This window comes from Helicobacter pylori, from assembly GCF_003637665.1.
Taxonomy (GTDB): domain Bacteria; phylum Campylobacterota; class Campylobacteria; order Campylobacterales; family Helicobacteraceae; genus Helicobacter; species Helicobacter pylori_CK.
On record NZ_MVWR01000008.1, the window covers coordinates 31,141 to 54,328 of the forward strand.

Here is a 23,188-nt window from a genome sequence, read left to right on the forward strand (position 1 = left end):
TAAAGGGGTTAAAATGCTAGCTTTAGAAATTTATATTGATATTTGTTTGAAAGACGCTTTAATAGATTATTTATTTGAAAAAGGCTTTGATGATTTTTTTTATGTGGAATGCTATAAATACGCCGCTTCTTCGTTGCTTTTAAGCCAAAAAGAGCAGGTGAGCGGGCGTAAAGACTACGCTAAATTCAAGCTTTTTTTAAGCGATGAGATCGCTTTATCTTTGGCCCAAGCTTTAAAAAACCAGTTCGCTTCTAAAGAAATGAAATTGTTTTATTCGCAAACGCATGGGTTGTAAAAGCGCTAATCAAACGGATTTTTAGTAAAATATGCTACAACACAAACTAATAAAGGAGTGAAGATGTATGCCGTAACCTTTGATCTTGACACCAATTGCCTGAATGAAAACGGAATGAATCTCTCAAAAGTTTATTCAGATATTCGTAAATTCATGGAACAACATGGCTTCAAATGGCAACAAGGTAGCGTGTATTTTGGCGATGAGACCATCAATGCCGTTACTTGCGTCGCTACGGTGCAAATTTTAGCCAAGCAAATACCAAGCTTTGCGATCTGTGTTAAAGATGTGAGGATGCTAAAAATAGAAGAAAACAACGATTTAATGCCAGCTATCAAAATTGTTTTGTGAAATTGAGTATAATACTAACCATTAAATAGTGATAGGAATTTGTAATGATTGTTATTCTTAAAAATTCGCCTTCTCTCTCTCTCTCTCTCTCTCTAGTCAGCTGCTTTATCTTTTTACCCCCATATAAACCCATACCCATATAAACCCTTTTTTAGGGATCTTTTGGGGATTTTTGCATCTTGTTTGGATTTTAATTTTTAATTATAAAAAGGATTGATGATGATTTTACGCGCACAGACAAATTTTGTGAAGTTTTTAGAACAGGTTTTAGAAGTTTTAAAAGAAGTAGAGATTGATAAAACAGAATGCTCTACTCTTTTAGAAAGCATTCAAAAACAACAGCTTGTGATACCCGTTGTGGGGAATTTTAGTGCAGGCAAAAGCACGCTATTAAACCGCTTTTTAGGCAGCAGCGTTTTGCCTACCGGTATCACGCCAGAGACTTCTTTAGCCACTGAGTTGCACCATAGCGCTAACGAACGCATAGAGGCTTTTTCAAACAATGATGAAAAAACAGAGAGTTTTGAACTGAATGAGCAAAGTTTTGAGATCATTAAAGACAATGCCACGAAGTATTCCTACCTTAAGGTTTATTTGAATAATGAAGCCCTAAAAGATAGTGCGCCTTTAGTGTTTGTGGATATGCCTGGGTTTGATAGCCCCATTTCAAGCCACACCCATGCCATTTTGGAATATTTAGAAAGGGGCGTGCATTTTGTCATCCTCACAAGCGTAGAAGAGGGCAACCTTACTAAACGCATGGTTAGGGAATTAAAAAACCTTTTAGAGTTTGACAAAGGCCTTAGCTTTATTTTGAGTAAAACGAATTTAAGAACGCCCTCGCAAGCAGAAGAGATTTCTCATTATATTCAAGATCAAATCCAAGATCACCTTGATTTGACAACGCATCTTATTTATTCTAATAAAGACAATAACGCTCTTTTAGAGGTGACGGATAAAATAGATGCTGAAAAGCTTTTTAGCGCTTTGTATTTGAAACGATTGAAGTTTTTAAATTCCCAGTTACAAAACAGCCTAAAAAGCGTGATTAAAAGCTTTGATTATTCTAAAGAAAAGGCTTTAGAAGAAATACAAGCGTTGGATTTGAGCGTTAAAGACATTGAAAAAACCTATGAAAAATTAAGGGCTAATTTAGAGGAAGAATATTCTAGCGTGGCTGTGGGATCGGTGGTTAAAAAAGTGGTAGAAGAGGTCAGGGAGCAAAAATCCTATTTAGCCTCTTTAATCAACAAGCCTAACGAGTTCAATAGCGAAATAGAAAGCATCATGCAACAAAGCTTGATCAAAAACGCTAAATTAGAGATTGAAAAGATCAACCTTTCTTTTTCAAAAGATTTTTGCGCGGAATTTGAAAGCCTGAACAACACGCAGCTTTCTAGCGGTTTTTCTGTGAATTTAGAGCATAGCCTTGAATTAGGGATCAACGCCTTAAGCGTGATTTTAGCCAAGAATCCGGTTACAAGACCTTTCGCGCTGATCTTGCAAGGGTTAAAACCTCTTTTAAAAGAATTATTGACATTGTTGCCTAATATCATCGCTTCATTCTTTAGAAACGCGGAAAAAGATCGGGCGAAATTAGAAAAACTGATTGAAGTTGAAGTGATACCAGAGGTTCAATACAAGCTTAAAAAAGTTTTACCGGGTTTGTTTGTTTGTTTAATGAATGCTTGGAAAGTTCCCTCAAAGGTTTAAAAGATCGGTGCGAACTGGAAATCACGCATAAAAAACAAGAAATCGCGCTCGCTCAAACAGAAAAAGAAAAACACCTTAACGATTTAGAAGATCAAAAACAAATCTTAGAAAACAAGATCAACGCTTTAAGCGATCTAGAACAACAATATTTAAAGGATTAAAAATGAACGCTCAAGAACTCATTAAAAAAAGCGCTTTAATTGAAAAAACGCTACAAGAACAAGGCTTGCAAGAAAGAGCGAAGCCTTTTATGAGCGATAACTCTGTGATTAAAACCGAAGAGTTAGAGAAAACGCTAAAAGAAATGCAGGCTGAAGATAGGGATCTTAAAGTCGGTATCATCGGGCGCGTGAAAGCGGGTAAAAGCTCGCTTCTAAACGCTTTGATTTTTGAGGGTGTAGAGGTTTTACCCAAAGCGGCAACGCCCATGACCGCTAGCCTCACCATTTTAAAATACGCCAAAACCCTGAGCGCTGAAGTGGAGTTTTATAGCCCAAAGGATATTGCAGAGCTTGAAAACGAACATGAACGGTATGTAAGGGAGTTTAACAAAATTGTTGAAGAAGAAGTCAAAAAACAAAAAGAAAAACAGAGTTTGGCAAATAGGGCTAAAGAGGGATTTAAGAATCTTGGCAACAAGTTTAGCAGAAATAAAAGCGATAAAGAAGCGCCCAAAGAGAGGGTTTTAAGCGATGAAGAAATATTGGAAAAGGCTAGAAGGATCGCTAAAAATACATTAAATGAGGATACGAAGCTCGTTTCATCATACGATCAATATGAAAGAATGAAAAAAAGCGGTTTGCTCAACACGGAAAAATTAGATCCGCGCATTCAAGCCAATAGCTTACAAGATCTGAATCAAAAATTGCTCCAATTCGTGGGTGCGGACGGGAAGTATATGCCCTGCACTAAAGCGGTGCAAATTTCTTTGAATAACCCCAATCTTAAAGATTTGGAAGTGATTGACACCCCAGGAGTGAACGATCCGATCGCTTCCAGGGAAGAGCGCACCAAAGCCTTATTGAAAGATTGCGATGTGGTGTTTATCATAAGCCCTTCTGGTCAGTTTTTAACGGATAGCGATATGGATTTGTTTGACAGGGTTTCTAATAAAGAAGGCCTTCAAGAAATTTATTTTGTGGCAAGCCAAGCCGACAGCGCCGTTCTTTCTATGAGTGAGGTAGAAAAATCTCGCCAACATCTCCCTACAGCCTTTGAAAACGCGCAAAAATCCCTTTCATCTCAATTAAATAATATCATGGAAAAGTTGATTCAAAACTACCCCAACCAACGAGAGGTTTTTGAAAAAGCGATCAAAAATGGCGTCATTTTGGCTTCAGGGGTTTGCTTTAGCATGTATAAGGATTTCAAAAACCAAGCTTCTTGGGCAAGAAACCAAAAAACAGAAGAGTATCACAATGCCTTACGGAATTTAAAAGATTTTTACCCTGACGCTTTTAGTAGCGATGATAAGTCTAAAGAAAGCTTATTGTTTTTAAGCAATATGGGCGCGATTGAAGAGCGTTTAAAAAAAGCCGCCCAAAGGAAAGAAGAGATCGTTTCTCAAAGATTGCAAGATTATGCACAAAGCCAAGCGAACAATCTCCATAATTTGATCACGCAGTTATTACAAGACCTAGAAGATGAAAAAAAGAGGGTTAAAAACGCTGATATGGGCGCGATTAAAAAGCAAATAGAGGTTTATGAAAAGCTCTCTGGTAACATTGAAATAGGGTTTAAGGAAGCGTATGAAGAATTTATCTTGCATTTCATCAACAATATCAGAGTTGGCTTAGAAGAAACATTGAAGAAAGCTATCCAAACGGCTAAAACGCGCTCTAGAGAAGAAGAGGAAGAAGAGCATTATATTGAAAGAGTGAAGCAAAGCGGTTTGGGAGGTTGCGCAAGATTTTTTGGTGGCGTTTTTGGTGAAAAAGATTGGGGTTATGATGAAGTAGAACGCACAAGAGCAACCATTAAAGCCGGAGCGGTGCTTGATTATTTAACAGAGATGCATGATAATTGCGAAAGCGCTTTGAATGACAGCGCTGATTCTTTTAAAGTCGTTTTCAAAAAAGAACTCTACGCTAAAGTCTTTAAACAATTGCGCGAAATCATCTCTGATGATTTGATTGATGAGATGGCTTTCCAAAAAAGCGTGATGGCTGTCTTGGATCGCATTGAATTTAAAGAGTTTGATTACACTGATAAGCTTCCTGGCGAGATAAGGGGGAAAACGGGCTTTTTAAAAGGCGATGAAGCTAATGTTTTCATACAAAGCGTGGGGAATTATGTGAGGGATTTTGAAGCTGAGACTAAAAAAGATGTGAAAGGCTACATCGGAGGTTTAAGAGAGGCTTTAGAAGGGCAAAACTTCGCCAGCGATACGCTTAAAAAACTTAAAGAAAACATGCAAAACTTGCACAATCAAGTCCAAAATAAAGAACAATCCATCGCTCAATTAGACGCACAAATCAAGGCTTTAAAGGGGATTTAATGAGCGTTAATTTTTTTAATGACAAATTTAGTGCGGCTGAAAACCACCACAATACAGAGGCGGTGGGCTTAGAGGAGCACTACAATTTGATCGCTCGTATTTTAAACGCTAAAATGGAAAATGAAGGACTGATTCAATACCAGAGAATCTTGGATAACGAGTTTTTAAAGTTCGCTAGCGGCGTGGATTCGCTCAAAGAAAAGGAAATAGCGTTACTGACGCTCCAAGAAATCCAAAAAGAATTGCAATTGGTAGCGAGCTACCCTAGTTTGTTCCAAAAAACCATCGTTGCGGTGGGGGGAGGGTTTAGCGCGGGCAAATCCACTTTTTTAAACAACTTGTTGGGTTTGAAATTAAAACTCCCTGAACACATAGATCCCACCACAGCTATCCCCACTTATTGCTTAAAGGGTAAAAAAGAAGTTTTAATGGGGTTTTCTCAAAATGGGGGCATGGTGGAATTGCCACATCTTAAGTTTAACCATCAGTTTTTAGAATCCCTTGGCTTTAATTTGAAAGAAATCATGCCTTTCATGCTTTTAAGCGCTCCTAGCGCGCCTTTTGAATTTTTATGCTTCATAGACACGCCTGGCTATAACCCCGGCAATCAAGGCTATACGGGTGGGGACAAAGAAGCCTCTAAAGAATCCCTAAAGCATGCTAAACACATTTTATGGCTTATTAGTTGCGAGAGTGGGGGCATTGAAAGCGATGATTTAGACTATTTGCAAGAATTATACGAAGAAGGCAAGCAGGTTTTTATCGTATTGAGTAGGGCTGATAGGCGCACCAAAAGCCAATTAGAAGAAGTCGCTAAACAAATTAGAGAAACTTTAAAAGATCATGGTATTGAGTTTTTGGGGATTTGCGCTTACAGCGCTACAAGGTATCTAGAAATTAAAGAGTTCAGCGAAAAAAGCAAAGTTTTTAACTCGCTTGAGGAATTTTTAATGAAGTTAAATCAAAGGAGCGAGAAACAAAACGAAATTTTAGAATCTTTATACGAGGTGCATCGGATGTATGAAAAGGCTATTAAGCAAGACGCTAACCGATTCAAACGCTACCAAAGCGAATTGCGTTCTGTTAGATTGGATTTGATGCAAAAAGGCTTTGATGACTTCAACGATGCTACCTTTAATAAAATTTATTCGCTCAACAAAGAATTTTCTGAGCAAGAGCGATCTAAAGAAGAGAGTTTAGCGCAACTCAACCAAGTGATCAGCTTGTTTAAGGAAAGCATTGATAAGGTTTTTGATCGTGTGAGCGCTTTTACTTTTGAAAAATACAAAGAACAAAACGACGACGAAGAGGACGATGAAGCAAACTACAGGGAATTTGAAGAAATCAAAAAAATGGCACTGTATTTTAGGGATTATTACATGTTTTGCTTGGATTGGTATGATTTGAGCCAAGAAAAAATCCAAGAATATAGAGATTTGATAGATTATCGTAATGAAATGCTCCAACTAGACTATTCTTTAGCAAATTTGTCAAGGCTTAAAGGATACAAAGAAACAAGTGAGAAAGTTTATCAAGATCGCTTAAACGATGAGGAGCTCCAAAACGATTTGCGAGAATGGAGGGGTTTAAAAAACACACCGGAAGAAACAAACCGCCGAGAGTTTGAAGAAATCAAAAAAATGGCGCTGTATTTTAGGGATCTCTGTTTGTTTTATTTGGATTGGGTTGAATTGAGTGAAGAAGAATTGAGTGAAGAAGAGATCCAAGAAATTAGAGATGGTTTAGATAAATACAATGAGTTACTCCAACTAGATTATTCTTTAAAAAACCTACAAAGGCTTAGAGAATTTAAAGAAGAAGAGAACAACGACTATCAAGAGTTTTTAAACGATGAGGAGCTCCAAAACGATTTGCGGGAGTGGAGGAGAACAAAACGGCGGTGATTTAGATTAAAGCGTGAAAGAGATTTCTGATTTAAACTACCCTATTTTTAATCAAAGACAGCGTTTTGAATGTAAGGGCTATTTTAAACTTATTATTGTAAAATGGTGAGTTTTACAATCAATGAGATTAGGAATTTAATGGAAATTGCAGTATTTGGTGGCGGGGCGTGGGGGAGGGCTTTAGCCTTTGCTTTTGGAGAAAAGAATGAAGTCAAAATCATTTCAAGGCGGGATTTAAACGAGCCGCTAAAAAAGCTCAATGACGCTTTAATCTCTAAAGGTTCTGCCCCCATAGAGCAAGTGGATTTACAAAGAGGCTTAAAAGCAGCGCTCTATGTGATCGCTATTAGCGTGCAGCACTTAAGGGAATGGTTTCAAAACGCTTCTTTACCCAAAAACGCTAAGGTTTTAATCGCCTCTAAAGGGATAGAGGTTTTAAACAAGGCGTTTGTGAGCGAGATCGCAAAGGATTTTATCGATCCTAACGCTTTGTGTTTTTTAGCCGGCCCGAGTTTTGCGGCTGAAATCATTCAAGGCTTGCCTTGCGCGCTAGTCATTCATTCCAATAATCAGGCTTTAGCGCTAGAATTTGCCAATAAAACCCCCTCTTTTATCAGAGCCTACGCCCAACAAGACATCATAGGGGGTGAAATCGCTGGGGCGTATAAAAATGTGATAGCCATTGCGGGGGGGGTTTGTGATGGCTTGAAATTAGGCAATAGCGCTAAAGCGAGTTTATTGTCTAGAGGTTTAGTGGAAATGCAGCGCTTTGGGGCGTTCTTTGGGGGCAAGACAGAGACTTTTTTAGGGCTTTCTGGGGCTGGGGATTTGTTTTTAACCGCTAATTCTATTTTATCCAGGAATTATCGTGTGGGTTTGGGACTAGCCCAAAACAAGCCTTTAGAGGTGGTTTTAGAAGAATTGGGCGAAGTGGCTGAAGGGGTGAAAACGACCAACGCCATTGTGGAAATCGCTAGAAAATACGGCATTTACACGCCTATTGCGAGCGAACTAGCCTTGCTTTTAAAGGGTAAGAGTGTGCTAGAGAGCATGAACGATTTGATCAGACGCGCTTAAAAGGAAAGAGAGCATGCAAGATTTTTCAAGTTTATTATTAAAATTACAAGAGTATTGGAAAGATCAAGGCTGTTTGGTGATCCAGCCTTATGATATTCCTGCAGGAGCCGGGACATTCCATCCGGCCACGCTTTTAAGGAGTTTGGATAAAAAGCCGTGGAATGTGGCGTATGTCGCGCCCTCTAGAAGGCCTACTGATGGGCGCTATGGGGAAAACCCTAACCGCTTGGGGAGTTATTACCAATTCCAAGTAGTCATCAAGCCAAGCCCTTCTAATATCCAAGAACTCTATTTAAAAAGCTTGGAAGTGTTAGGGATAAACCTTAATGAGCATGATATACGATTTGTAGAAGACAATTGGGAGAGTCCCACTTTAGGGGCATGGGGGCTTGGCTGGGAAGTGTGGCTTGATGGCATGGAGGTTACGCAATTCACTTATTTCCAGCAAGTGGGGGGCATTCCTTGCAGCCCTATTCCGGTAGAAATCACTTACGGCTTAGAAAGATTAGCGATGTATGTCCAAAAAGTGGAAAATATCCTAGAGATTGAATGGGCTAAAAAGGATAATGAAAGCGTGCGTTATATGCAAGTGCATTTGGAAAGCGAATACGAGTTCAGCAAGTATCATTTTGAAATAGCGAGCGTGAAAAGGCTATTAGAAATGTTTAAAAACGCTCAAGCCGAAGCCTTGCATTGCTTGGAAAACAAGCTCCCCTTGCCGGCTTATGATTTCGTGATGCTATGCTCGCATTTTTTCAATATTTTAGACGCTAGAAAAGCGATTTCGGTGGCTGAAAGGCAAAATTATATTTTACAGATTAGGGATTTAGCCAAAGGGTGCGCCGTTCTTTACAAAGAGCAAGAAGAAGAAAGAGAAGAGCGCTTAAAAAACGCTTTAACAAAGGCTTAAAATGGCGTTAGTTAAGGAAGTGTTGGAAGTTTTGAACCGCCTTTCGCCTTTTGAACTCCAAGAATCGTGGGATAATAGCGGGTTGAATGTGGGGAGTGGAAATAGCGAGTTTAGCGAGATTATCGCATGCTTAGAAATCACGCTTAACATCGCTCTAAACGCACCACAAAACGCCCTAATCATCACGCACCACCCTTTAATTTTCAAGCCTTTAAAAACGCTAAATTATGAGGTGTATCCGGGGAATATTTTAAAAATCTTAATCCAAAAAAACATTTCAGTCATCAGCATGCACACGAATTTTGACAAAACGCATTTAAACAAGCATTTCGCGCGCACGCTTTTAGGGTTTGATGGCTTGATAGAAAAAGGCCTTATGTTAGTGAAAGAAAACGCTAATATAGAATTTGATGCGCTGTTAGAAAAAATCAAATCGTCTTTAGGGGTGGGACAATTAGCGTGTGTCAAAAGTTCTCAAATGATTAAAGATTTAGCGTTTGTGTGCGGATCGGGGGCGTCCATGTTTTCTTCTTTAAAAGCACAAAGCTGCTTGATTACAGGCGATGTGAAATACCATGACGCTATGATCGCTCAATCTTTAGGGATAAGTTTGATTGACGCCACGCATTATTATAGCGAAAGGGGTTTTGCGCTGATTGTGGCTGAAATTTTGCATTCTTTTGATTATTTGGTTACAATAGAGAATTTTAAAAACCCCTTGCAAATCATTTAAAGGAAAGTGATGAACACCCACCTCAAACAATTGATTGAAATTTCGCATTTGGATAAAGAAATTGACTCCTTAGAGCCGTTGATCAGAGAAAAACGGAAAGACTTGGATAAGGCTTTGAATGATAAAGAAGCTAAAAATAAAGCGATTTTGAATTTGGAAGAAGAAAAATTAGCCCTAAAATTACAGGTTTCTAAAAACGAGCAAACCCTACAAGACACCAACGCTAAAATCGCCAGTATCCAAAAGAAAATGAGCGAGATCAAATCTGAAAGGGAATTGCGATCTTTAAACATTGAAGAAGATATTGCTAAAGAGCGATCCAATCAAGCCAACAGAGAAATTGAAAACCTGCAAAATGAAATCAAGCACAAAAGCGAAAAACAGGAAGTTTTGAAAAAAGAAATGCTAGAGCTTGAAAAATTAGCGTTGGAATTGGAAAACTTAGTGGAAAACGAAGTCAAAAACATCAAAGAAACCCAACAGATCATCTTCAAAAAGAAAGAAGAATTAGTGGAAAAAACCGAGCCTAAAATCTATAGCTTTTATGAAAGGATTAGAAGATGGGCGAAAAACACGAGCATTGTAACGATCAAAAAACAGGCTTGTGGGGGTTGTTTTATCCGCTTGAACGATAAGATTTATACTGAAGCGCTAACGAGTGGGGATATTATCACTTGCCCGTATTGCGGGCGTATTTTATACGCTGAGGGCGCGTATGAAAACAGCGCTCCAAAAGAAAGCCAAAAAGAAAGCCAAGAATTAGTTTGATTGTTTAAGTTTTTTTACCTTTTATGTTTGACTTTGGGGCATCTTATTAGCGCGCCTTTCATCTTTTTTTGGAGTTTTAAAGAAAAATACCGCCATTCTTTAAAGGCTCGTTTTTTTTTAAAAGACAATCTTTTAAAAAGCGAGCCGGTTTTTTGGTTCCATGCATGCTCTTATGGGGAAGTCAAATCGCTAGAGCCAATCATTCGCACTTTAAAAGAGCCGATTTTAATCAGCGTTACCACCAATACCGGTTTTCAATTAGCCGCTCAAACTTACCAGCATTCCAAACACATAGAAGTGCGTTACCTGCCTTTTGAAACCTTATTGTTTGCATGGAAAAAAAACTTAAAACGCTTGAAAACTTTAGTGGTTACAGAAGCGGAATTGTGGTTCAATGTGTTTGATAGCGCTCAAAAATTAGGGGCAAAAACCATGCTCATTAACGCTCGCATCAGCGTTCGCTCTTACCCCAAATACCAGCGTTTTTCGTTCTTTTATGCGCTTTTATTCAAACGCATTGATTTGATTTTGGCGCAAAGTAAGGACGATAAAAAGCGCTTATTAAATTTAGGGGCTAAAAAAGTGGTGGATTTTTTGAATATCAAGCGTTTTTCAAAGCCTGTGATCACTTCGTTTTACCCCAAAAACCCTAGCACTTTAAATGTGATTTTAGCCAGCACGCATGAGGGTGAAGAAGAGCTTGGGTTAAAAGCGTTTTTGGAATTTAAAAAGGCTTTTAAAAACGCAAGACTAATCGTTGTGCCGCGCCACCCTGAGCGTTTTAAAAGCGTGCAAAATTTATTGCAAGATGCTTTAAAAACGACGCCTTTTAGTTTGGAATGTTTTTCTTCAAAGGGTTTTGTGGAATGCGACATTTTGTTAGTGGATAGTTTGGGGGAATTGAATAACTTTTATGCGATCGCTGATGTGGTGATCTTAGGGGGTTCGTTTGTTAAAATGGGGGGGCATAACCCTTTAGAGCCGGCATTTTTTAACACGCGCTTAATCACAGGGGAATACCTTTTCAACCAAGTAGCGTTGTTTGAATTGGTTAAACCCTATAAAATCGTTCAAAAAGAGGATTTATTAGACGCTCTTTTGGATTATGAAAATTTGGGCGTGGTGCGGTTTTTAGAAAACGGGCATGATTTAAACGAATTGCTCGCATTCATTAAAGGATAATATTAAAAAGGATAAATATGGAAAAAGCTTATAAATTATTGAGCGTTCAGGAAAATATTTCGCACAAAAAAGCTAAAGCTTTGATTGATTTGGGGTTAGTGAGTATAGGGGGGAAAAAATTGATGGTTGCCAGAAAGGAATTGCCCCAAAACACGCGCTTTAATGTCCAAAAAATTGAAAAGCCCAGCGTGATTTTTGAAGATGAAAATGTTCTAGCCCTTTTTAAACCCCCTTTTATAGAGAGCTATGATTTAGTTTCTTTTTTTAAAGGTTGGACGCTGTTGCACCGCTTGGATAAAGAAACAAGCGGGGTGATTTTATTGGTGAAAGAAAATTCAGAATTCCACTTGAAAGCTAAAAAAGCGTTTAAAGACAGGGCGGTTAAAAAAGAATATTTAGCGCTAGCTCAAGGGATTGTAGAAGAAGAGCAAGAAATCAACGCTCCCATTCTTACCATTAAAACCACTAAAGCGTTTAGCAAGATCTCTAAAAAAGGGCAAGAAGCGATCACAATCATCACGCCTTTAAAAATCATCAATAAAAAAACCCTTCTAAAAGTGGAAATCAAAACCGGAAGAACCCACCAGATTAGAGTCCATTTAAAGCATATCAACCACCCCATTATAGGCGATACGCTCTATAATAACGAGCCAAGTTCAGCCAAACGCTTGATGCTCCATGCGCATAAAATTGCGTTATTGGGGTATGAATTTGAAGCGATCGCTCCTAAAGAATTTGAATTTTAAGGATTGGCATGAACGCTTGGAATACGATTTATGAGCGCTTTAACCCCATCGCTTTTAGTCTTGGAAGTATTGAAGTGCATTGGTATGGTTTGGCGTATGCGTGCGCGATTGTTGTTGCATTTTACATGGCGTTAAGAATGATCCAACAAGATCCCAAACGATTCCCAGTTGCAAGAAAGGATTTTGAAAGTTATTTTTTATGGGCGGAGCTTGGCATTGTGTTAGGGGCAAGGATAGGATACATTCTTATTTATGAGCCTAACTCTGGTTATTATTTGACGCATTTTTGGCAAATCTTTAACCCTTTTGATAGTCATGGGAATTTTATTGGCATTCGTGGGATGAGCTATCATGGGGGGTTGGTGGGGTTTTTGATCGCTTCGTATCTTTACAATCGTAAGGATTTGAAAAAGCTTTTGATTTATTTGGATTTGATTGCAATTAGCCTGCCTTTAGGGTATGTTTTTGGGAGGATTGGGAATTTTTTAAATCAGGAGCTTTTTGGGAGGATTGTCCCTAAAGACAGCCATTTAGGGCAAATCATAGGCATTGTGGTGGATAATCAATTGCGTTATCCTAGCCAATTGATTGAAGCGTTTTTAGAGGGGGTTGTTGTGTTTTTAATGGTGATGTGGGCTAAAAAACACACCAAAACGCATGGGTTGCTTATTGTGGTTTATGGTTTGGGGTATTCCTTGATGCGTTTTATTGCGGAATTTTACAGAGAGCCAGACAGCCAAATGGGGGTTTATTTTTTGAATTTGAGCATGGGGCAGATTTTAAGCCTGCTTATGGTAATTGTTTCGTTAGGGATTTTATTGTATGCTACGAAAAATTCTAAAAAAATAAAGGAAAATCCATGAAATTTTTGGATCAAGAAAAAAGAAGACAATTGTTGAATGAACGCCATTCTTGCAAAATGTTTGACAGCCATTACGCATTTTCTAGCGAAGAATTAGAAGAAATCGCTGAGATCGCCAGACTATCGCCAAGCTCTTACAACACACAGCCATGGCATTTTGTGATGGTTACTGACAAAGATTTAAAAAGTCAAATTGCAGCGCATAGCTATTTCAATAAAGACATGATTGAAAGCGCTTCAGCGTTGATGGTGGTGTGTTCTTTAAACCCTATTGAATTGTTACCGCATAGCCATTATATGCAAAATCTCTATCCGGAGTCTTATAAAATGAGAGTGCTTCCTTCTTTTGCTCAAATGCTTGGCGTGAGATTCAACCACAGCATGCAAAGATTAGAAAGCTATATTTTAGAGCAATGCTATATCGCTGTGGGGCAAATTTGCATGGGCGTGAGCTTAATGGGATTGGATAGTTGCATTATTGGAGGCTTTGATCCTTTAAAAGTGGGCGAAGTTTTAGAAGAGCGTATCAATAAGCCTAAAATCGCATGCTTGATCGCTTTGGGCAAGAGGGTGGCAGAAGCGAGCCAAAAATCAAGAAAATCAAAAGTTGATGCAATTACTTGGTTGTGATTAAACGAAATCAAAAACTTTTTAACTATAATCAAACCTAAATTAAAGTTTAAGGAGTGGTATTTTGTTTAAAAGAATGGTTTTAATCGCTCTTTTAGGGGTGTTTTCAAGCGTTTCATTAAGTGCTAAGAGTCTTTTAAGAGATGATGGGATTTTAGTCTCTGATTTAAAGGGCATGAAATCAGAACTATCTGATGCTCCCGCTTGGGTTTTTGAAGACCCTAAAGTCCCCTACGAAGAAATGGGCGTGGCGTATATCCCTGTTAATAACAAATATTTAGGGATTGAGCAAGCGACTTTAAACGCTAAATTGAGCCTGATCGTGGTTTTTCATGAAATCATGTTGAAGTATAAAAAACGCTTCATGGAGCAATTCCATGAGTCTGAGCAAACGGCTACGAATATCAGCTACGCTATCTATAATTACCTAGCGACTAAGATCCAAGTAGCCTACACCTATACGAATTTAAAATCGGAGGTGGCTGTGGTGAAAATCAAGCTAGTGGGTTGTCAGATTGAGCAAATCAAAAGGTATTTAAAAGCGAGCGTTGAAAACCTTAACGATAATGAAATCGCTTACATCGCTAAGGTCGCTCAAAAAGAATTTGGTAGCGTTTGCGCGTTAAGGTAGTTTTATAGCATTCTAGCGAGCATGTTTAGGGCATGCTCTACGCTTTTGTTTTGGATACTCTCTCTGTCCCCTTTAAAAAAACAACGGTCAATGAGGGCATGAGATCCTAATCTTTGCGTGCCAATATAGATCGTGCCTACCGGATTAGCCTTACTCCCCCCATTAGGGCCAGCCACCCCACTAACCGCAAGCGCTAAATCCACTTTAAAGTTTAAAAACACGCCCAATAGCATTTCTTTCACGCATTCTTCGCTATAAACCCCAAAGACTTTTAAAGTCGTGGCATTGACTTTCAACAATTCGCGCTTAACCTCTTCACTATAACACACAACGCCCCCCATAAAAACCGCTGAAGCCCCGCTAATGGAAGTGAATGCATGCGATAGCAACCCCCCAGAGCAGCTTTCAGCCACTGCGATTTTTAAATCTAAAGATTTCAAGCGCTCTATTAAAGCGTTCGCGCTTTTTTTGTTATCGTCTAATTCCACAATATTAGAGTTAAAAAGCGTTTGAAGATAAATTCTCGCTTGTTCTACATTCTCGCCTTTTAATTCAATGCCATCTTCTTTGACTTGAGAAAAAAGTTTCAAGCGCTTCAATTCCTTTTCAATCAAAATAAAACCGCTCTCATTATCCATATTCAAAAATTTAAATTTCATCTTTAACCTTTCAAAACCCTAAATTCAGCGTGCGCCATAATTCTTCCACTTCTTCTGTTTCTAAATCAATCGTGCTTTGAGTGCGAAAAAAAGCTTGGATTTTTTCTAAATCCAAGCTTTTAGCTTTCAAACAAGAGGGGTGCGCTAAAATAAACCCTTGCGCCAAAGCGACAGAACGCTCTAATTTTGCATCGCATAAAAAACAAGAATTGTAACTTTGCAAGCGCCCTTCAAAATTCAAAAGGACTGTATACATTTCTAAGATCACTCTTAAGGGGTGCTGTTTGGAGAGTTTGCTAGCCCCATCATCTAAAGTGTCAAAATAGATGCTATCCAAAGAATGCACGCCTTCTAAATGTTTGAACAAAAGAGCGCAAAAGCGTTGCCAAAAAAACAAGCGCTCCATTTCTCTTTCCCAAATATAGCCTAAATGCAAAATATTCCTTAACTTGGGTAAAAATTTATCATCGTTTTCTTCTTCAAAATCAATTTTACGCCCCACATTCAGCACGCTGTGGCGTTTGCCATAGAAACGATAGAGGGTTTTGAGTTGGTTTTTGGTTAAAACGCGCACGATTAAATCTTCATCTCTTATGCTTTGTGTTTGTAAAAGAAACCCTTGCATCACTACTCTTAAACTAATTTTGTTTATTATAAGCAAAACTTGGATACAATACTAATAAAACTGCAAAATTAAGGAAAAACATGGGATTTGCAGATTTCTTTAAAAATTTCAAGATCAACAAATTGCGAGAAGCGCCAAGTAAGAACGAACAGCCAAGCCATTGGGTGAAATGCCCTAAATGTTATGCGTTAATGTATCATAAAGAAGTGTTTGGCAAATACAGCGTGTGCTTGAAATGCCATTACCATTTCCGCATGAACGCGACTGAAAGGATTGAATTTTTGTGCGATGTGGGGAGTTTTGAAGAGTTTGACAAACACTTACGGCCTAATGATCCTTTAAATTTCGTGGATAAAGAGAGCTACAAGCAACGCATTAAAAAATACGAAAAAAGGACTAACCGCCCAAGCTCAGTGATCAGCGGTGAGGCAAAAATCAACCGCATGCCTTTGCAGATCGTGGTGTTTGATTTTAGCTTTATGGGGGGGAGTTTAGGCTCTGTGGAAGGCGAAAAGATCGTAAGAGCGATCAATCGTGCGGTCGCTAAAAAAGAAGCGTTATTGATCGTTTCAGCGAGTGGGGGGGCTAGGATGCAAGAATCCACTTATTCGCTCATGCAAATGGCTAAAACGAGTGCGGCTTTAAACCGATTGAGTGAGGCCAAACTCCCTTTCATTTCGCTCTTAAGCGATCCCACTTATGGGGGCGTTAGCGCGTCTTTTGCTTTTTTAGGGGATCTCATTATCGCAGAGCCTGGGGCGATGATAGGTTTTGCAGGGCCTAGGGTGATTAAACAAACCATAGGGGCGGATTTGCCTGAGGGCTTTCAAACAGCGGAATTTTTATTGGAGCATGGCTTGATTGATATGATTGTGCACAGGAAGGATTTGAAGAAGACTTTGAGCGATCTCATCGCTATGATGACGCATAAGACTTCAAAGATTTTTTAAAGTTTTAAGATTGATGCGTTGCGTGGTGTATTCTATCGCTAAAAATTCGCCCCTAGATTTGGTGAAAAGTTATCAAAAGCAATGCAAGCGATTTGATTGCGAGTTGGAATTAGTGGATTTATTCCCTAAAAATACCGCCAACGCTCAAAAAGTTTCTAAAGAACTCGCTCAAAAAAGCTACTCTCTAGCCTTTGAGCCGTATTTAAACCCTAAGGCAAAAAATATTGCCTTACACCCTAAAGCTCAAAGGGGCGACAGCTTTGCGTTTAGTAAAATGTTAGAAAATCATCTTAATATTAATTTTTTTATCGCTGGAGCGTATGGGTTTGAAGAAAAGTTTTTAAAGGATTGTCAAGCTTGGAGTTTGAGCGAGATGACTTTTAGCCATGAAGTGGCTAAAATTGTCTTGTGCGAGCAAATTTATAGGGCTTTGAGCATTATTTTTAAGCATCCATACCATAAATAGGAGGCGTGCATGCGTTTTTATATTATTTTTACATTTTTGTTTATCGTGGGTTTTGGCGTGTTTGTTTATAGTATTGATCCGCAAGCTTACGCTTTCAATTTAGGGAGCTATAGCTTTAATCTCCCCATTGCGGTATGGCTTATGGGCGTTTTGGGCATGTTCGCTTTTTTTTCATGGGTTTTTTTATTCAAACACAATCTCAGCCATAAAATCCGCTTATACCACGAAAAAAGGGATTTTGACAAATTGCTCAAACAAATCCTGTCTCAAGACACTCAAAAGACTTTTTTAAAAACGAAATTTAAAAGCGATCTCGCTAAAAACCTCTCTCAAATCTTAGCCCGCTATGATTTAAAGGCTGATTTAAACACGCCAAGTAGCGGGTGCGAAAAAGTGGATAACCTTTTTAAGCATTACCACAATATAGAAAATAACACCCTTGAGTCTAAAGATCACGCTAAGCACTCTCTAGCTTATGATCATGCTTATTTTTCCAAACGCTTGAAGGCTTTCATTCATAACGACTTAAAAAACGCCTTTGAAGTTTTAACAAACGCGCAAATCCCTTTGGAATTGCGCCACTACGCTTTTATAGAAATCGCCCAAAAAGGCAGCAAAAAAGAGGTTTTAAAGGCTTTGAACGCGATGCAAGATAACTTGGATAAAGAGTGCGTGAAATCTTTTTTAAAAGCCTTTTTTGAAAAATCTTTAAACACAGACACTTTAAAAATTTCAGAGCTTTGCAAAAGGGTGGGTTATGACAAGAACGATTATTTACAGCTCGCGCAAAAAGTGCAAAAATTTCTTGTCCCTGATCAATGGTTCCAATTTTTTGAGATTTTAAGCCAAGAAGACGATAAGGCGCAAAAAGCCTTTTTATTCGTGCTGTTGGAATTAGAAATGAACGATCTCGCTAAGGAGCATCTAGCGGTTTTATCTTTTGAAGAATACATGCTTTTAAACGCTTACATGGATTTGAAACAAGAGCATAAAAAAGCTTATAAATTAGAAGCGTTTTTGTAGGGGGTTTGTTTGGCTTCGTATTTTTAGGGCAGATAAAAATAGATGGTTGCAAAAAATTCAAGAAATGGGCTAATTGGATCGCTTTTAACGCCAAATGATAAGAGGAAAAACGCTAATGCTTTAAACCTTGATGAAACTAACCCTAAAAGAAACAACTAAAGCCAAAAATGCACTATAACCCACCATAAAAAGTTTTAGTAACCCGCATTTGATGAAAACAGAGCTTTTTTATTTTTCTTTTATGAATTTTATCCGTATTTTAAAAATACTTTGCTCAATCAATACAACAAAAGAGTTTTAAGAAGATTTAAAAAAGGGCTAAAAAATAAATTTGTGTTTTTAAGAGATGATATTTTAAAAGACGATAAGGGTATTAAAAAATACCCCAAATAACGCTTTAAAAACGCACCACCATAGTGGCCATGTATGAGCCTGATTTGAAGTTGCTAGGAGCGCCTTCAGGCAATTTGATATGGAAATACTTTTGACAACCATTAACCGCTTTTTCATAATTTTTAGTGAAAGAATGATGATGGCGGTTTTCCAAAGGCCCTTTCATGTGCTTGCTCATTAACGCAGAATGCTTTAATTTGACAAACAGAAGCAAGTTTTCACCGAACAATGATTTCATTGTGAAAACGAACGCTCGTTTGTAAAATGTACGTTTGTCAATATCAATCCCAATCATCCCACTTCCAGCCGAATAGACTAAAGGCTTTGAATACAATCCCAGATCATCGCCATTCAAAACGCTTAACAAAATCCCTAAACTTATTAGTGTCCTAACCCCATTTTCTTTCCTTAAGATATAACATTATCCGTATGTTTAACAGATAAGGAAATTTAACCTAAAACACCTTAATGGTTGATTAAAAAATTAAAAAAAATGTATTTTTTAAAAAAGCGTTACGATTTAGAGAATTGTGAAGATTTTTATAATTGATGGTTATTTTTGAATAATTTTTTTAAATTGATTGATAATGAGATAAGACTCTTTTTTAATCCAATAGAGATTGCTAAAACCTTATTTTAATTTTAAAAAATGGGATTTTTAAGCTTTACTTCAATCAATATTCAAGTTTTTAGATTTTCACCATAAAATTTTTTTAAAAGATAAAACACCCCCACAAGCAAAGCCACACCGATTAAAAGAGCGAGCGAGCGAGAATGCATAAAACTTGCCACCCCTAAACTCACCGCGCTGCAAAGCATCGCAATAGTCGCATAGGGGAGTTGCGTGATAAAATGGCTTTGCACCGAACACCCTGCCCCCGTAGCCGATAGTATAGTCGTGTCAGAAATGGGGCTTGTGTGATCCCCATAAACCGCGCCTGAAAGGATCGCTGAGACAATCAAAATAATATCGCTTTCATTGGCCATGCCCGCTCCAATGGGCAGCATGATCGCAAACGCTCCCCAGCTTGTGCCGGTAGAAAAAGCGATAAACCCAGAGATTAAAAAAAAGATTAAAGGCATATACGCGCCTCCCCCATTATTTAAAAACCCCTTGCTGATGTGGGCCAAGTAAATCCCCGTTTGAGCGTCATCTCTAATCACAGGCCCGATAGCCCAAGCGAGCGTTAAGACTAGTATCGCTGGTCCCACACTCTTAAAGCCATCCAACATGAGTTTAAAAAAACTCCCTTTTTCTAAAAACTTATAAGCTAAAAGATAGGTGATAATGAGCGAAAACAATCCCCCATAAAAGAGCGAAAAGCTTGCATCAGTGTTTTTTAAGATCACTCCGGTATAAAAAATCAATGATGAAATGGACACAATCAATAATAAAATAGAAAGAGGTAACAGGCTTAAGGGGGCTAGTTTTGAAGAGCTTTCTTCTTGTTCGCTATAAAAATCCTTCACGCCTATGTTTTGATACTTTCTCATGCTAGGGAGGTTGATTTGCCATAAAATAGTGAGAAAGACTGCAATGAGTGCAAAAATCGCATAATAATTACTGCTTAAGCTTTGCACAAGCACCGAAAAACTATCTTTTAATAAGGGCGAGCTGTCGTTATTCATAATCCCCATAATATATGCCCCCCAACTAGAAATGGGGACTAGCAAGCACACCGGCGCTGAAGTGGAGTCTATGATATAAGCCAAGCGCTCTCGTGTGGAGTTATGAGCGTCGTTTAAAGACTTTGAGATTTGCCCCACGGTCAGGGCGTTAAAATAATCATCTACAAAAATAATGATGCCTGAAAAAAAGGCGATAAATTCGGGGGTTTTAGCGTTTTTAGAGTATTTTTTGGCTTTTTTGACAAAGTTTTGCACGCTACCGGATTTTAAAATCACCTGGCTTAAGACGCCTAAAAAGATTAAAAACCCAAAAACATAGAGATTGGAAAGATTGAAATGAAGCCCTTTTTCTGGCTCGTAAGTGTAAAAAACGGAAGTGATTTTGATATAGGCATATTCTACGATGTAAGAAAGGTGTAACGAATGCATTAAAACAGCGCTCACTAAAATGCCCACAAACAACGAGAGCGCGACTCTTTTAGTGAAAACCACCATTAAAATAACGCTAAAAGGAACGATAAGGCTTAACGCTGACAATCCCACCGAATAAAATCCTTTAAACTAATCTTTAAATTTCAATTAAAAGAGACAATCAATATTCACAAAATTCTTTATTAATTAAAAGAAGAGATGAATTTGCCAAAACAAATCGCTTAAAAGATTTTAATCAAGTGGCCGGGAGAGAGGGATTCGAACCCCCGGAGGTATGACCCTCAACGGTTTTCAAGACCGCCGCTTTCAACCACTCAGCCATCTCCCGCTATTTTCATAAAAGTCCCTTGCAAAAGTCCCTAAATGACTACAATATGGAGGCGACACCCGGATTCGAACCGGGGAATCAAGGTTTTGCAGACCCATGCCTTACCACTTGGCTATGTCGCCTTAAATTTAACAATAGTGCATCTATTGAGATAACAAAATCAAACCATGTTTAATTTGGTTTAATTTGCAATGATGGTGCCCAAAGCCGGACTTGAACCGGCACGGTATTGCTACCGAGGGATTTTAAGTCCCTTGTGTCTACCAATTCCACCACCTGGGCAAACTAATGGGTAAACTAACTAAATAGAAACCATGCTCTAGAAGTTAAATCAAAATATGGAGCGGGAAACGGGGATCGAACCCGCGGCCCCGACCTTGGCAAGGTCGTGCTCTACCACTGAGCTATTCCCGCACTCTTTATTCAAAAAGACGATTGTTATTGTATCTAAACTCAATAATAAAAGTCAAGGGCTTATGAAAAATTTCAAAACTGATTTTAAAACCAATCAAAACAGCCAAAAATCCCTTTTATTTAAAAAATGAACAATAATGTTTTGAGTTTCCATTCAAACAAAACCCGTTTAAGAATTTCTAAATATGGGTAAAAAATATACAATACCTTATAATAAGATGAAAATTCATGGCGTTTTGCGTTCGTTTTTTATTTCTTTTTAATTTGATTGCATAATAATAGCTAGCATAATACACAATCATAGGAGTTTTAACCATGAAAAAAGTCATTCATTCAACGCTAGCCCCAAAGGCTATAGGCCCTTACTCTCAAGCTATCGCTACTAACGATCTTGTTTTTGTCTCTGGACAATTAGGCATTGATGCAAGCACCGGCGAATTTAAAGGTGCGGACATTCATTCTCAAACCACGCAATCCATGGAAAATATCAAAGCGATTTTAAAAGAAGCTAATTTAGGGATGGATAGCGTGGTCAAAACGACTATTTTATTGAAAAGTTTAGACGATTTTGCTGTGGTGAATGAAATTTATGGGAGCTATTTTACAGAGCCTTATCCGGCCAGAGCGACCTTTCAAGTGGCCAAATTGCCTAAAGACGCTTTAGTAGAAATTGAAGCGATAGCCATTAAGTAATTCTATTAAAGGGGTTATCAGCATGAAAAAAGAGGTCGTGGTAATCGGCGGTGGGATTGTAGGGCTTTCTTGCGCGTATTCTATGCATAAATTAGGGCATAAGGTTTGCGTGATTGAAAAAGGCGATGGCGCAAACGGCACTTCTTTTGGGAATGCTGGGCTCATTTCTGCGTTTAAAAAAGCCCCGCTCTCATGCCCTGGTGTGGTGTTAGACACCCTAAAACTCATGCTCAAAAACCAAGCCCCTTTAAAATTCCATTTTGGGCTTAATTTAAAGCTCTATCAATGGATTTTAAAGTTTATGAAAAGCGCGAACGCCAAATCCACGCACCGCACCATGGCGTTGTTTGAACGCTACGGGTGGCTGAGTGTTGATATGTATCATCAAATGCTAAAAGACGGCATGGACTTTTGGTATAAAGAAGATGGGCTTTTAATGATCTACACTCTAGAAGAAAGTTTTGAAAAAAAACTTAAAACTTGCGATGACAGCGGTGCTTATAAAATCCTTAGTGTGAAAGAAACCAAAGAATACATGCCTATCGCTAATGACAATATCTGTGGGAGCGTGCTTTTGACCGAAAACGCGCATGTGGATCCGGGCGAAGTGATGCGCTCTTTGCAACAATATTTGCAAAATGTTGGCGTGGAGTTCCTTTATAACGAAGAAGTCATTGATTTTGAGTTTAAAAACAACCTTATTGATGGCGTTATCACGCATAAAGAAAAAATCCAAGCAGAAACAATCATTCTAGCCACCGGGGCTAACCCCACTCTCATCAAAAAAACCAAGAACGATTTTTTAATGATGGGGGCTAAAGGCTATAGCATCACCTTTAAAATGCCTGAAGAATTAAAACCCAAAACCTCTTCTTTATTTGCGGATATTTTCATGGCGATGACCCCACGAAGAGACACCGTAAGGATCACTTCTAAATTAGAATTAAACACCAACAACGCTCTCATTGACAAAGAGCAAATCGCTAACATGAAGAAAAATTTAGCCGCTTTCACGCAACCTTTTGAAATGAAAGACGCCATAGAGTGGTGCGGTTTTAGACCCTTAACCCCTAATGATATTCCTTATTTGGGCTATGACAAACGCTATAAAAACTTAATCCATGCCACAGGGCTTGGGTGGCTTGGCATCACTTTTGGCCCGGCTATTGGTAAAATCATCGCTGATTTGAGCCAAGATGGCGCGAATGAAAAAAATGCCGATATTATGCTTTTTTCTGCATTTTTTAGGGATTAAGGAATTTCTTTTTTAAACCCTA

22 protein-coding genes, 4 tRNA genes and 1 pseudogene are annotated in these 23,188 nt (G+C 38.5%); 19 read left to right on the forward strand and 8 right to left on the reverse strand.

The genetic code is table 11. From position 1 onward, the window contains the following. Positions 1-13: 13 nt before the first annotated feature. The 14 genes and pseudogenes from EAL49_RS05925 to EAL49_RS05995 all read left to right on the forward strand — a co-directional run bounded on the left by EAL49_RS05925 (position 14) and on the right by EAL49_RS05995 (position 14,299). On the forward strand, positions 14-295 hold the full coding sequence (locus EAL49_RS05925) for a DUF3240 family protein (RefSeq protein WP_000880314.1): 282 nt from the start codon (positions 14-16) through the stop codon (positions 293-295). Positions 296-358: 63 nt separating this feature from the next. Further along, positions 359-646 carry a virulence factor gene (locus tag EAL49_RS05930; RefSeq protein WP_120829480.1) on the forward strand — a complete coding sequence of 96 codons (288 nt, stop codon included), beginning with the start codon at positions 359-361 and terminating at the stop codon, positions 644-646. A gap of 219 nt (positions 647-865) precedes the next feature. Further along, positions 866-2,520 (forward strand): annotated as a pseudogene (locus EAL49_RS05935) (dynamin family protein). Between the two features lie 2 nt (positions 2,521-2,522). After that, the gene (locus EAL49_RS08315) at positions 2,523-4,856 is read left to right on the forward strand and encodes a dynamin family protein (RefSeq protein ID WP_162973123.1); all 2,334 of its coding nucleotides are present in this window, start codon (positions 2,523-2,525) and stop codon (positions 4,854-4,856) included. Beyond that, positions 4,856-6,760 carry a dynamin-like GTPase family protein gene (locus EAL49_RS05950; protein WP_120829482.1) on the forward strand — a complete coding sequence of 635 codons (1,905 nt, stop codon included), beginning with the start codon at positions 4,856-4,858 and terminating at the stop codon, positions 6,758-6,760. Before EAL49_RS08315 ends, EAL49_RS05950 begins: the two co-directional genes overlap by 1 nt. 138 nt (positions 6,761-6,898) lie before the next feature. Beyond that, complete coding sequence (locus EAL49_RS05955) at positions 6,899-7,837, forward strand: NAD(P)H-dependent glycerol-3-phosphate dehydrogenase (RefSeq protein WP_000401696.1); 939 nt, start codon at positions 6,899-6,901, stop codon at positions 7,835-7,837. A 13-nt stretch (positions 7,838-7,850) separates the two neighbouring features. Beyond that, a complete protein-coding gene (gene glyQ / locus EAL49_RS05960; protein WP_033746238.1) occupies positions 7,851-8,747 on the forward strand; it encodes a glycine--tRNA ligase subunit alpha in 897 nt (298 codons plus the stop codon). 1 nt (position 8,748) lies between these two features. After that, positions 8,749-9,480, forward strand: a complete 732-nt coding sequence (locus tag EAL49_RS05965) for a GTP cyclohydrolase I (RefSeq protein WP_033764986.1) — start codon at positions 8,749-8,751, stop codon at positions 9,478-9,480. 9 nt (positions 9,481-9,489) lie between these two features. Beyond that, complete coding sequence (locus EAL49_RS05970) at positions 9,490-10,248, forward strand: zinc ribbon domain-containing protein (RefSeq protein WP_120829483.1); 759 nt, start codon at positions 9,490-9,492, stop codon at positions 10,246-10,248. Continuing rightward, entirely contained in the window at positions 10,249-11,430 is a 1,182-nt protein-coding gene (waaA, locus tag EAL49_RS05975; protein WP_120829484.1) for a lipid IV(A) 3-deoxy-D-manno-octulosonic acid transferase, read from the forward strand. 17 nt (positions 11,431-11,447) lie between these two features. Next, a complete protein-coding gene (locus EAL49_RS05980) occupies positions 11,448-12,176 on the forward strand; it encodes an RluA family pseudouridine synthase (protein WP_120829485.1) in 729 nt (242 codons plus the stop codon). A gap of 8 nt (positions 12,177-12,184) precedes the next feature. Next, positions 12,185-13,039, forward strand: coding sequence for a prolipoprotein diacylglyceryl transferase (gene lgt, locus EAL49_RS05985; RefSeq protein WP_120829486.1), 855 nt, complete (start codon positions 12,185-12,187; stop codon positions 13,037-13,039). Next, positions 13,036-13,668 (forward strand): oxygen-insensitive NAD(P)H-dependent oxidoreductase RdxA, encoded by a 633-nt coding sequence (gene rdxA / locus EAL49_RS05990; protein ID WP_120829487.1) that lies wholly within the window; start codon positions 13,036-13,038, stop codon positions 13,666-13,668. The genes lgt and rdxA overlap by 4 nt, the downstream gene beginning before the upstream one ends. A 64-nt stretch (positions 13,669-13,732) precedes the next feature. After that, positions 13,733-14,299: a hypothetical protein gene (locus EAL49_RS05995; protein WP_000476715.1), complete on the forward strand. Its 567-nt coding sequence runs from the start codon at positions 13,733-13,735 to the stop codon at positions 14,297-14,299. 2 nt (positions 14,300-14,301) lie between these two features. Here the strand turns inward: EAL49_RS05995 and EAL49_RS06000 are convergent, their stop codons facing one another. Together EAL49_RS06000 and recO are read right to left on the reverse strand one after the other, a co-directional pair. Continuing rightward, positions 14,302-14,958 carry a CinA family protein gene (locus EAL49_RS06000; protein ID WP_120829488.1) on the reverse strand — a complete coding sequence of 219 codons (657 nt, stop codon included), beginning with the start codon at positions 14,956-14,958 and terminating at the stop codon, positions 14,302-14,304. A gap of 10 nt (positions 14,959-14,968) precedes the next feature. Further along, entirely contained in the window at positions 14,969-15,583 is a 615-nt protein-coding gene (gene recO / locus EAL49_RS06005; RefSeq protein ID WP_021435793.1) for a recombination protein RecO, read from the reverse strand. Between the two features lie 80 nt (positions 15,584-15,663). Between recO and accD the strand changes: the two genes are divergently transcribed. Genes accD through EAL49_RS06020 form a run of 3 tightly spaced genes read left to right on the forward strand, consistent with a single transcriptional unit; the run spans position 15,664 to position 18,022 of the window. Next, positions 15,664-16,533, forward strand: coding sequence for an acetyl-CoA carboxylase, carboxyltransferase subunit beta (accD, locus tag EAL49_RS06010; protein WP_033600323.1), 870 nt, complete (start codon positions 15,664-15,666; stop codon positions 16,531-16,533). Between the two features lie 13 nt (positions 16,534-16,546). Next, positions 16,547-16,999 (forward strand): 23S rRNA (pseudouridine(1915)-N(3))-methyltransferase RlmH, encoded by a 453-nt coding sequence (gene rlmH / locus EAL49_RS06015; protein WP_001203845.1) that lies wholly within the window; start codon positions 16,547-16,549, stop codon positions 16,997-16,999. Positions 17,000-17,008: 9 nt separating this feature from the next. After that, on the forward strand, positions 17,009-18,022 hold the full coding sequence (locus tag EAL49_RS06020; protein ID WP_120829490.1) for a LapA family protein: 1,014 nt from the start codon (positions 17,009-17,011) through the stop codon (positions 18,020-18,022). A gap of 397 nt (positions 18,023-18,419) precedes the next feature. Here the strand turns inward: EAL49_RS06020 and EAL49_RS06025 are convergent, their stop codons facing one another. The 6 genes from EAL49_RS06025 to EAL49_RS06050 form a co-directional block, all read right to left on the reverse strand. After that, entirely contained in the window at positions 18,420-18,782 is a 363-nt protein-coding gene (locus tag EAL49_RS06025) for a hypothetical protein (RefSeq protein WP_120829491.1), read from the reverse strand. 314 nt (positions 18,783-19,096) lie between these two features. Then, positions 19,097-20,587, reverse strand: a complete 1,491-nt coding sequence (locus EAL49_RS06030) for a Na+/H+ antiporter NhaC family protein (protein WP_120829492.1) — start codon at positions 20,585-20,587, stop codon at positions 19,097-19,099. A 129-nt stretch (positions 20,588-20,716) separates the two neighbouring features. Further along, positions 20,717-20,804, reverse strand: a tRNA-Ser gene (locus EAL49_RS06035). Between the two features lie 47 nt (positions 20,805-20,851). Next, positions 20,852-20,926 (reverse strand) — tRNA-Cys (locus tag EAL49_RS06040). 73 nt (positions 20,927-20,999) lie between these two features. Continuing rightward, a tRNA-Leu gene (locus tag EAL49_RS06045) sits at positions 21,000-21,086 on the reverse strand. A 57-nt stretch (positions 21,087-21,143) separates the two neighbouring features. Further along, positions 21,144-21,218: transfer RNA gene (locus tag EAL49_RS06050), tRNA-Gly, on the reverse strand. 315 nt (positions 21,219-21,533) lie between these two features. Here EAL49_RS06050 and EAL49_RS06055 point away from each other — a divergent pair. Both EAL49_RS06055 and EAL49_RS06060 read left to right on the forward strand, forming a co-directional pair. Next, positions 21,534-21,911 (forward strand): RidA family protein, encoded by a 378-nt coding sequence (locus EAL49_RS06055; RefSeq protein WP_025453204.1) that lies wholly within the window; start codon positions 21,534-21,536, stop codon positions 21,909-21,911. Positions 21,912-21,933: 22 nt separating this feature from the next. Continuing rightward, positions 21,934-23,166, forward strand: a complete 1,233-nt coding sequence (locus EAL49_RS06060) for an NAD(P)/FAD-dependent oxidoreductase (RefSeq protein WP_120829493.1) — start codon at positions 21,934-21,936, stop codon at positions 23,164-23,166. The last annotated feature ends 22 nt before the right edge of the window (positions 23,167-23,188 follow it).

What these genes read in the sequence shown, in the direction of transcription:
- EAL49_RS05925 (WP_000880314.1), top strand. Translation starts at nt 14, where the DNA reads ATGCTAGCTTTAGAAATTTATATTGATATTTGTTTGAAAGACGCTTTA.
- EAL49_RS05930 (WP_120829480.1), top strand. Translation starts at nt 359, where the DNA reads ATGTATGCCGTAACCTTTGATCTTGACACCAATTGCCTGAATGAAAAC.
- EAL49_RS08315 (WP_162973123.1), top strand. Translation starts at nt 2,523, where the DNA reads ATGAACGCTCAAGAACTCATTAAAAAAAGCGCTTTAATTGAAAAAACG.
- EAL49_RS05950 (WP_120829482.1), top strand. Translation starts at nt 4,856, where the DNA reads ATGAGCGTTAATTTTTTTAATGACAAATTTAGTGCGGCTGAAAACCAC.
- EAL49_RS05955 (WP_000401696.1), top strand. Translation starts at nt 6,899, where the DNA reads ATGGAAATTGCAGTATTTGGTGGCGGGGCGTGGGGGAGGGCTTTAGCC.
- glyQ (WP_033746238.1), top strand. Translation starts at nt 7,851, where the DNA reads ATGCAAGATTTTTCAAGTTTATTATTAAAATTACAAGAGTATTGGAAA.
- EAL49_RS05965 (WP_033764986.1), top strand. Translation starts at nt 8,749, where the DNA reads ATGGCGTTAGTTAAGGAAGTGTTGGAAGTTTTGAACCGCCTTTCGCCT.
- EAL49_RS05970 (WP_120829483.1), top strand. Translation starts at nt 9,490, where the DNA reads ATGAACACCCACCTCAAACAATTGATTGAAATTTCGCATTTGGATAAA.
- EAL49_RS05980 (WP_120829485.1), top strand. Translation starts at nt 11,448, where the DNA reads ATGGAAAAAGCTTATAAATTATTGAGCGTTCAGGAAAATATTTCGCAC.
- lgt (WP_120829486.1), top strand. Translation starts at nt 12,185, where the DNA reads ATGAACGCTTGGAATACGATTTATGAGCGCTTTAACCCCATCGCTTTT.
- rdxA (WP_120829487.1), top strand. Translation starts at nt 13,036, where the DNA reads ATGAAATTTTTGGATCAAGAAAAAAGAAGACAATTGTTGAATGAACGC.
- EAL49_RS06000 (WP_120829488.1), bottom strand. Translation starts at nt 14,958, where the DNA reads ATGAAATTTAAATTTTTGAATATGGATAATGAGAGCGGTTTTATTTTG.
- recO (WP_021435793.1), bottom strand. Translation starts at nt 15,583, where the DNA reads ATGCAAGGGTTTCTTTTACAAACACAAAGCATAAGAGATGAAGATTTA.
- accD (WP_033600323.1), top strand. Translation starts at nt 15,664, where the DNA reads ATGGGATTTGCAGATTTCTTTAAAAATTTCAAGATCAACAAATTGCGA.
- rlmH (WP_001203845.1), top strand. Translation starts at nt 16,547, where the DNA reads ATGCGTTGCGTGGTGTATTCTATCGCTAAAAATTCGCCCCTAGATTTG.
- EAL49_RS06020 (WP_120829490.1), top strand. Translation starts at nt 17,009, where the DNA reads ATGCGTTTTTATATTATTTTTACATTTTTGTTTATCGTGGGTTTTGGC.
- EAL49_RS06055 (WP_025453204.1), top strand. Translation starts at nt 21,534, where the DNA reads ATGAAAAAAGTCATTCATTCAACGCTAGCCCCAAAGGCTATAGGCCCT.
- EAL49_RS06060 (WP_120829493.1), top strand. Translation starts at nt 21,934, where the DNA reads ATGAAAAAAGAGGTCGTGGTAATCGGCGGTGGGATTGTAGGGCTTTCT.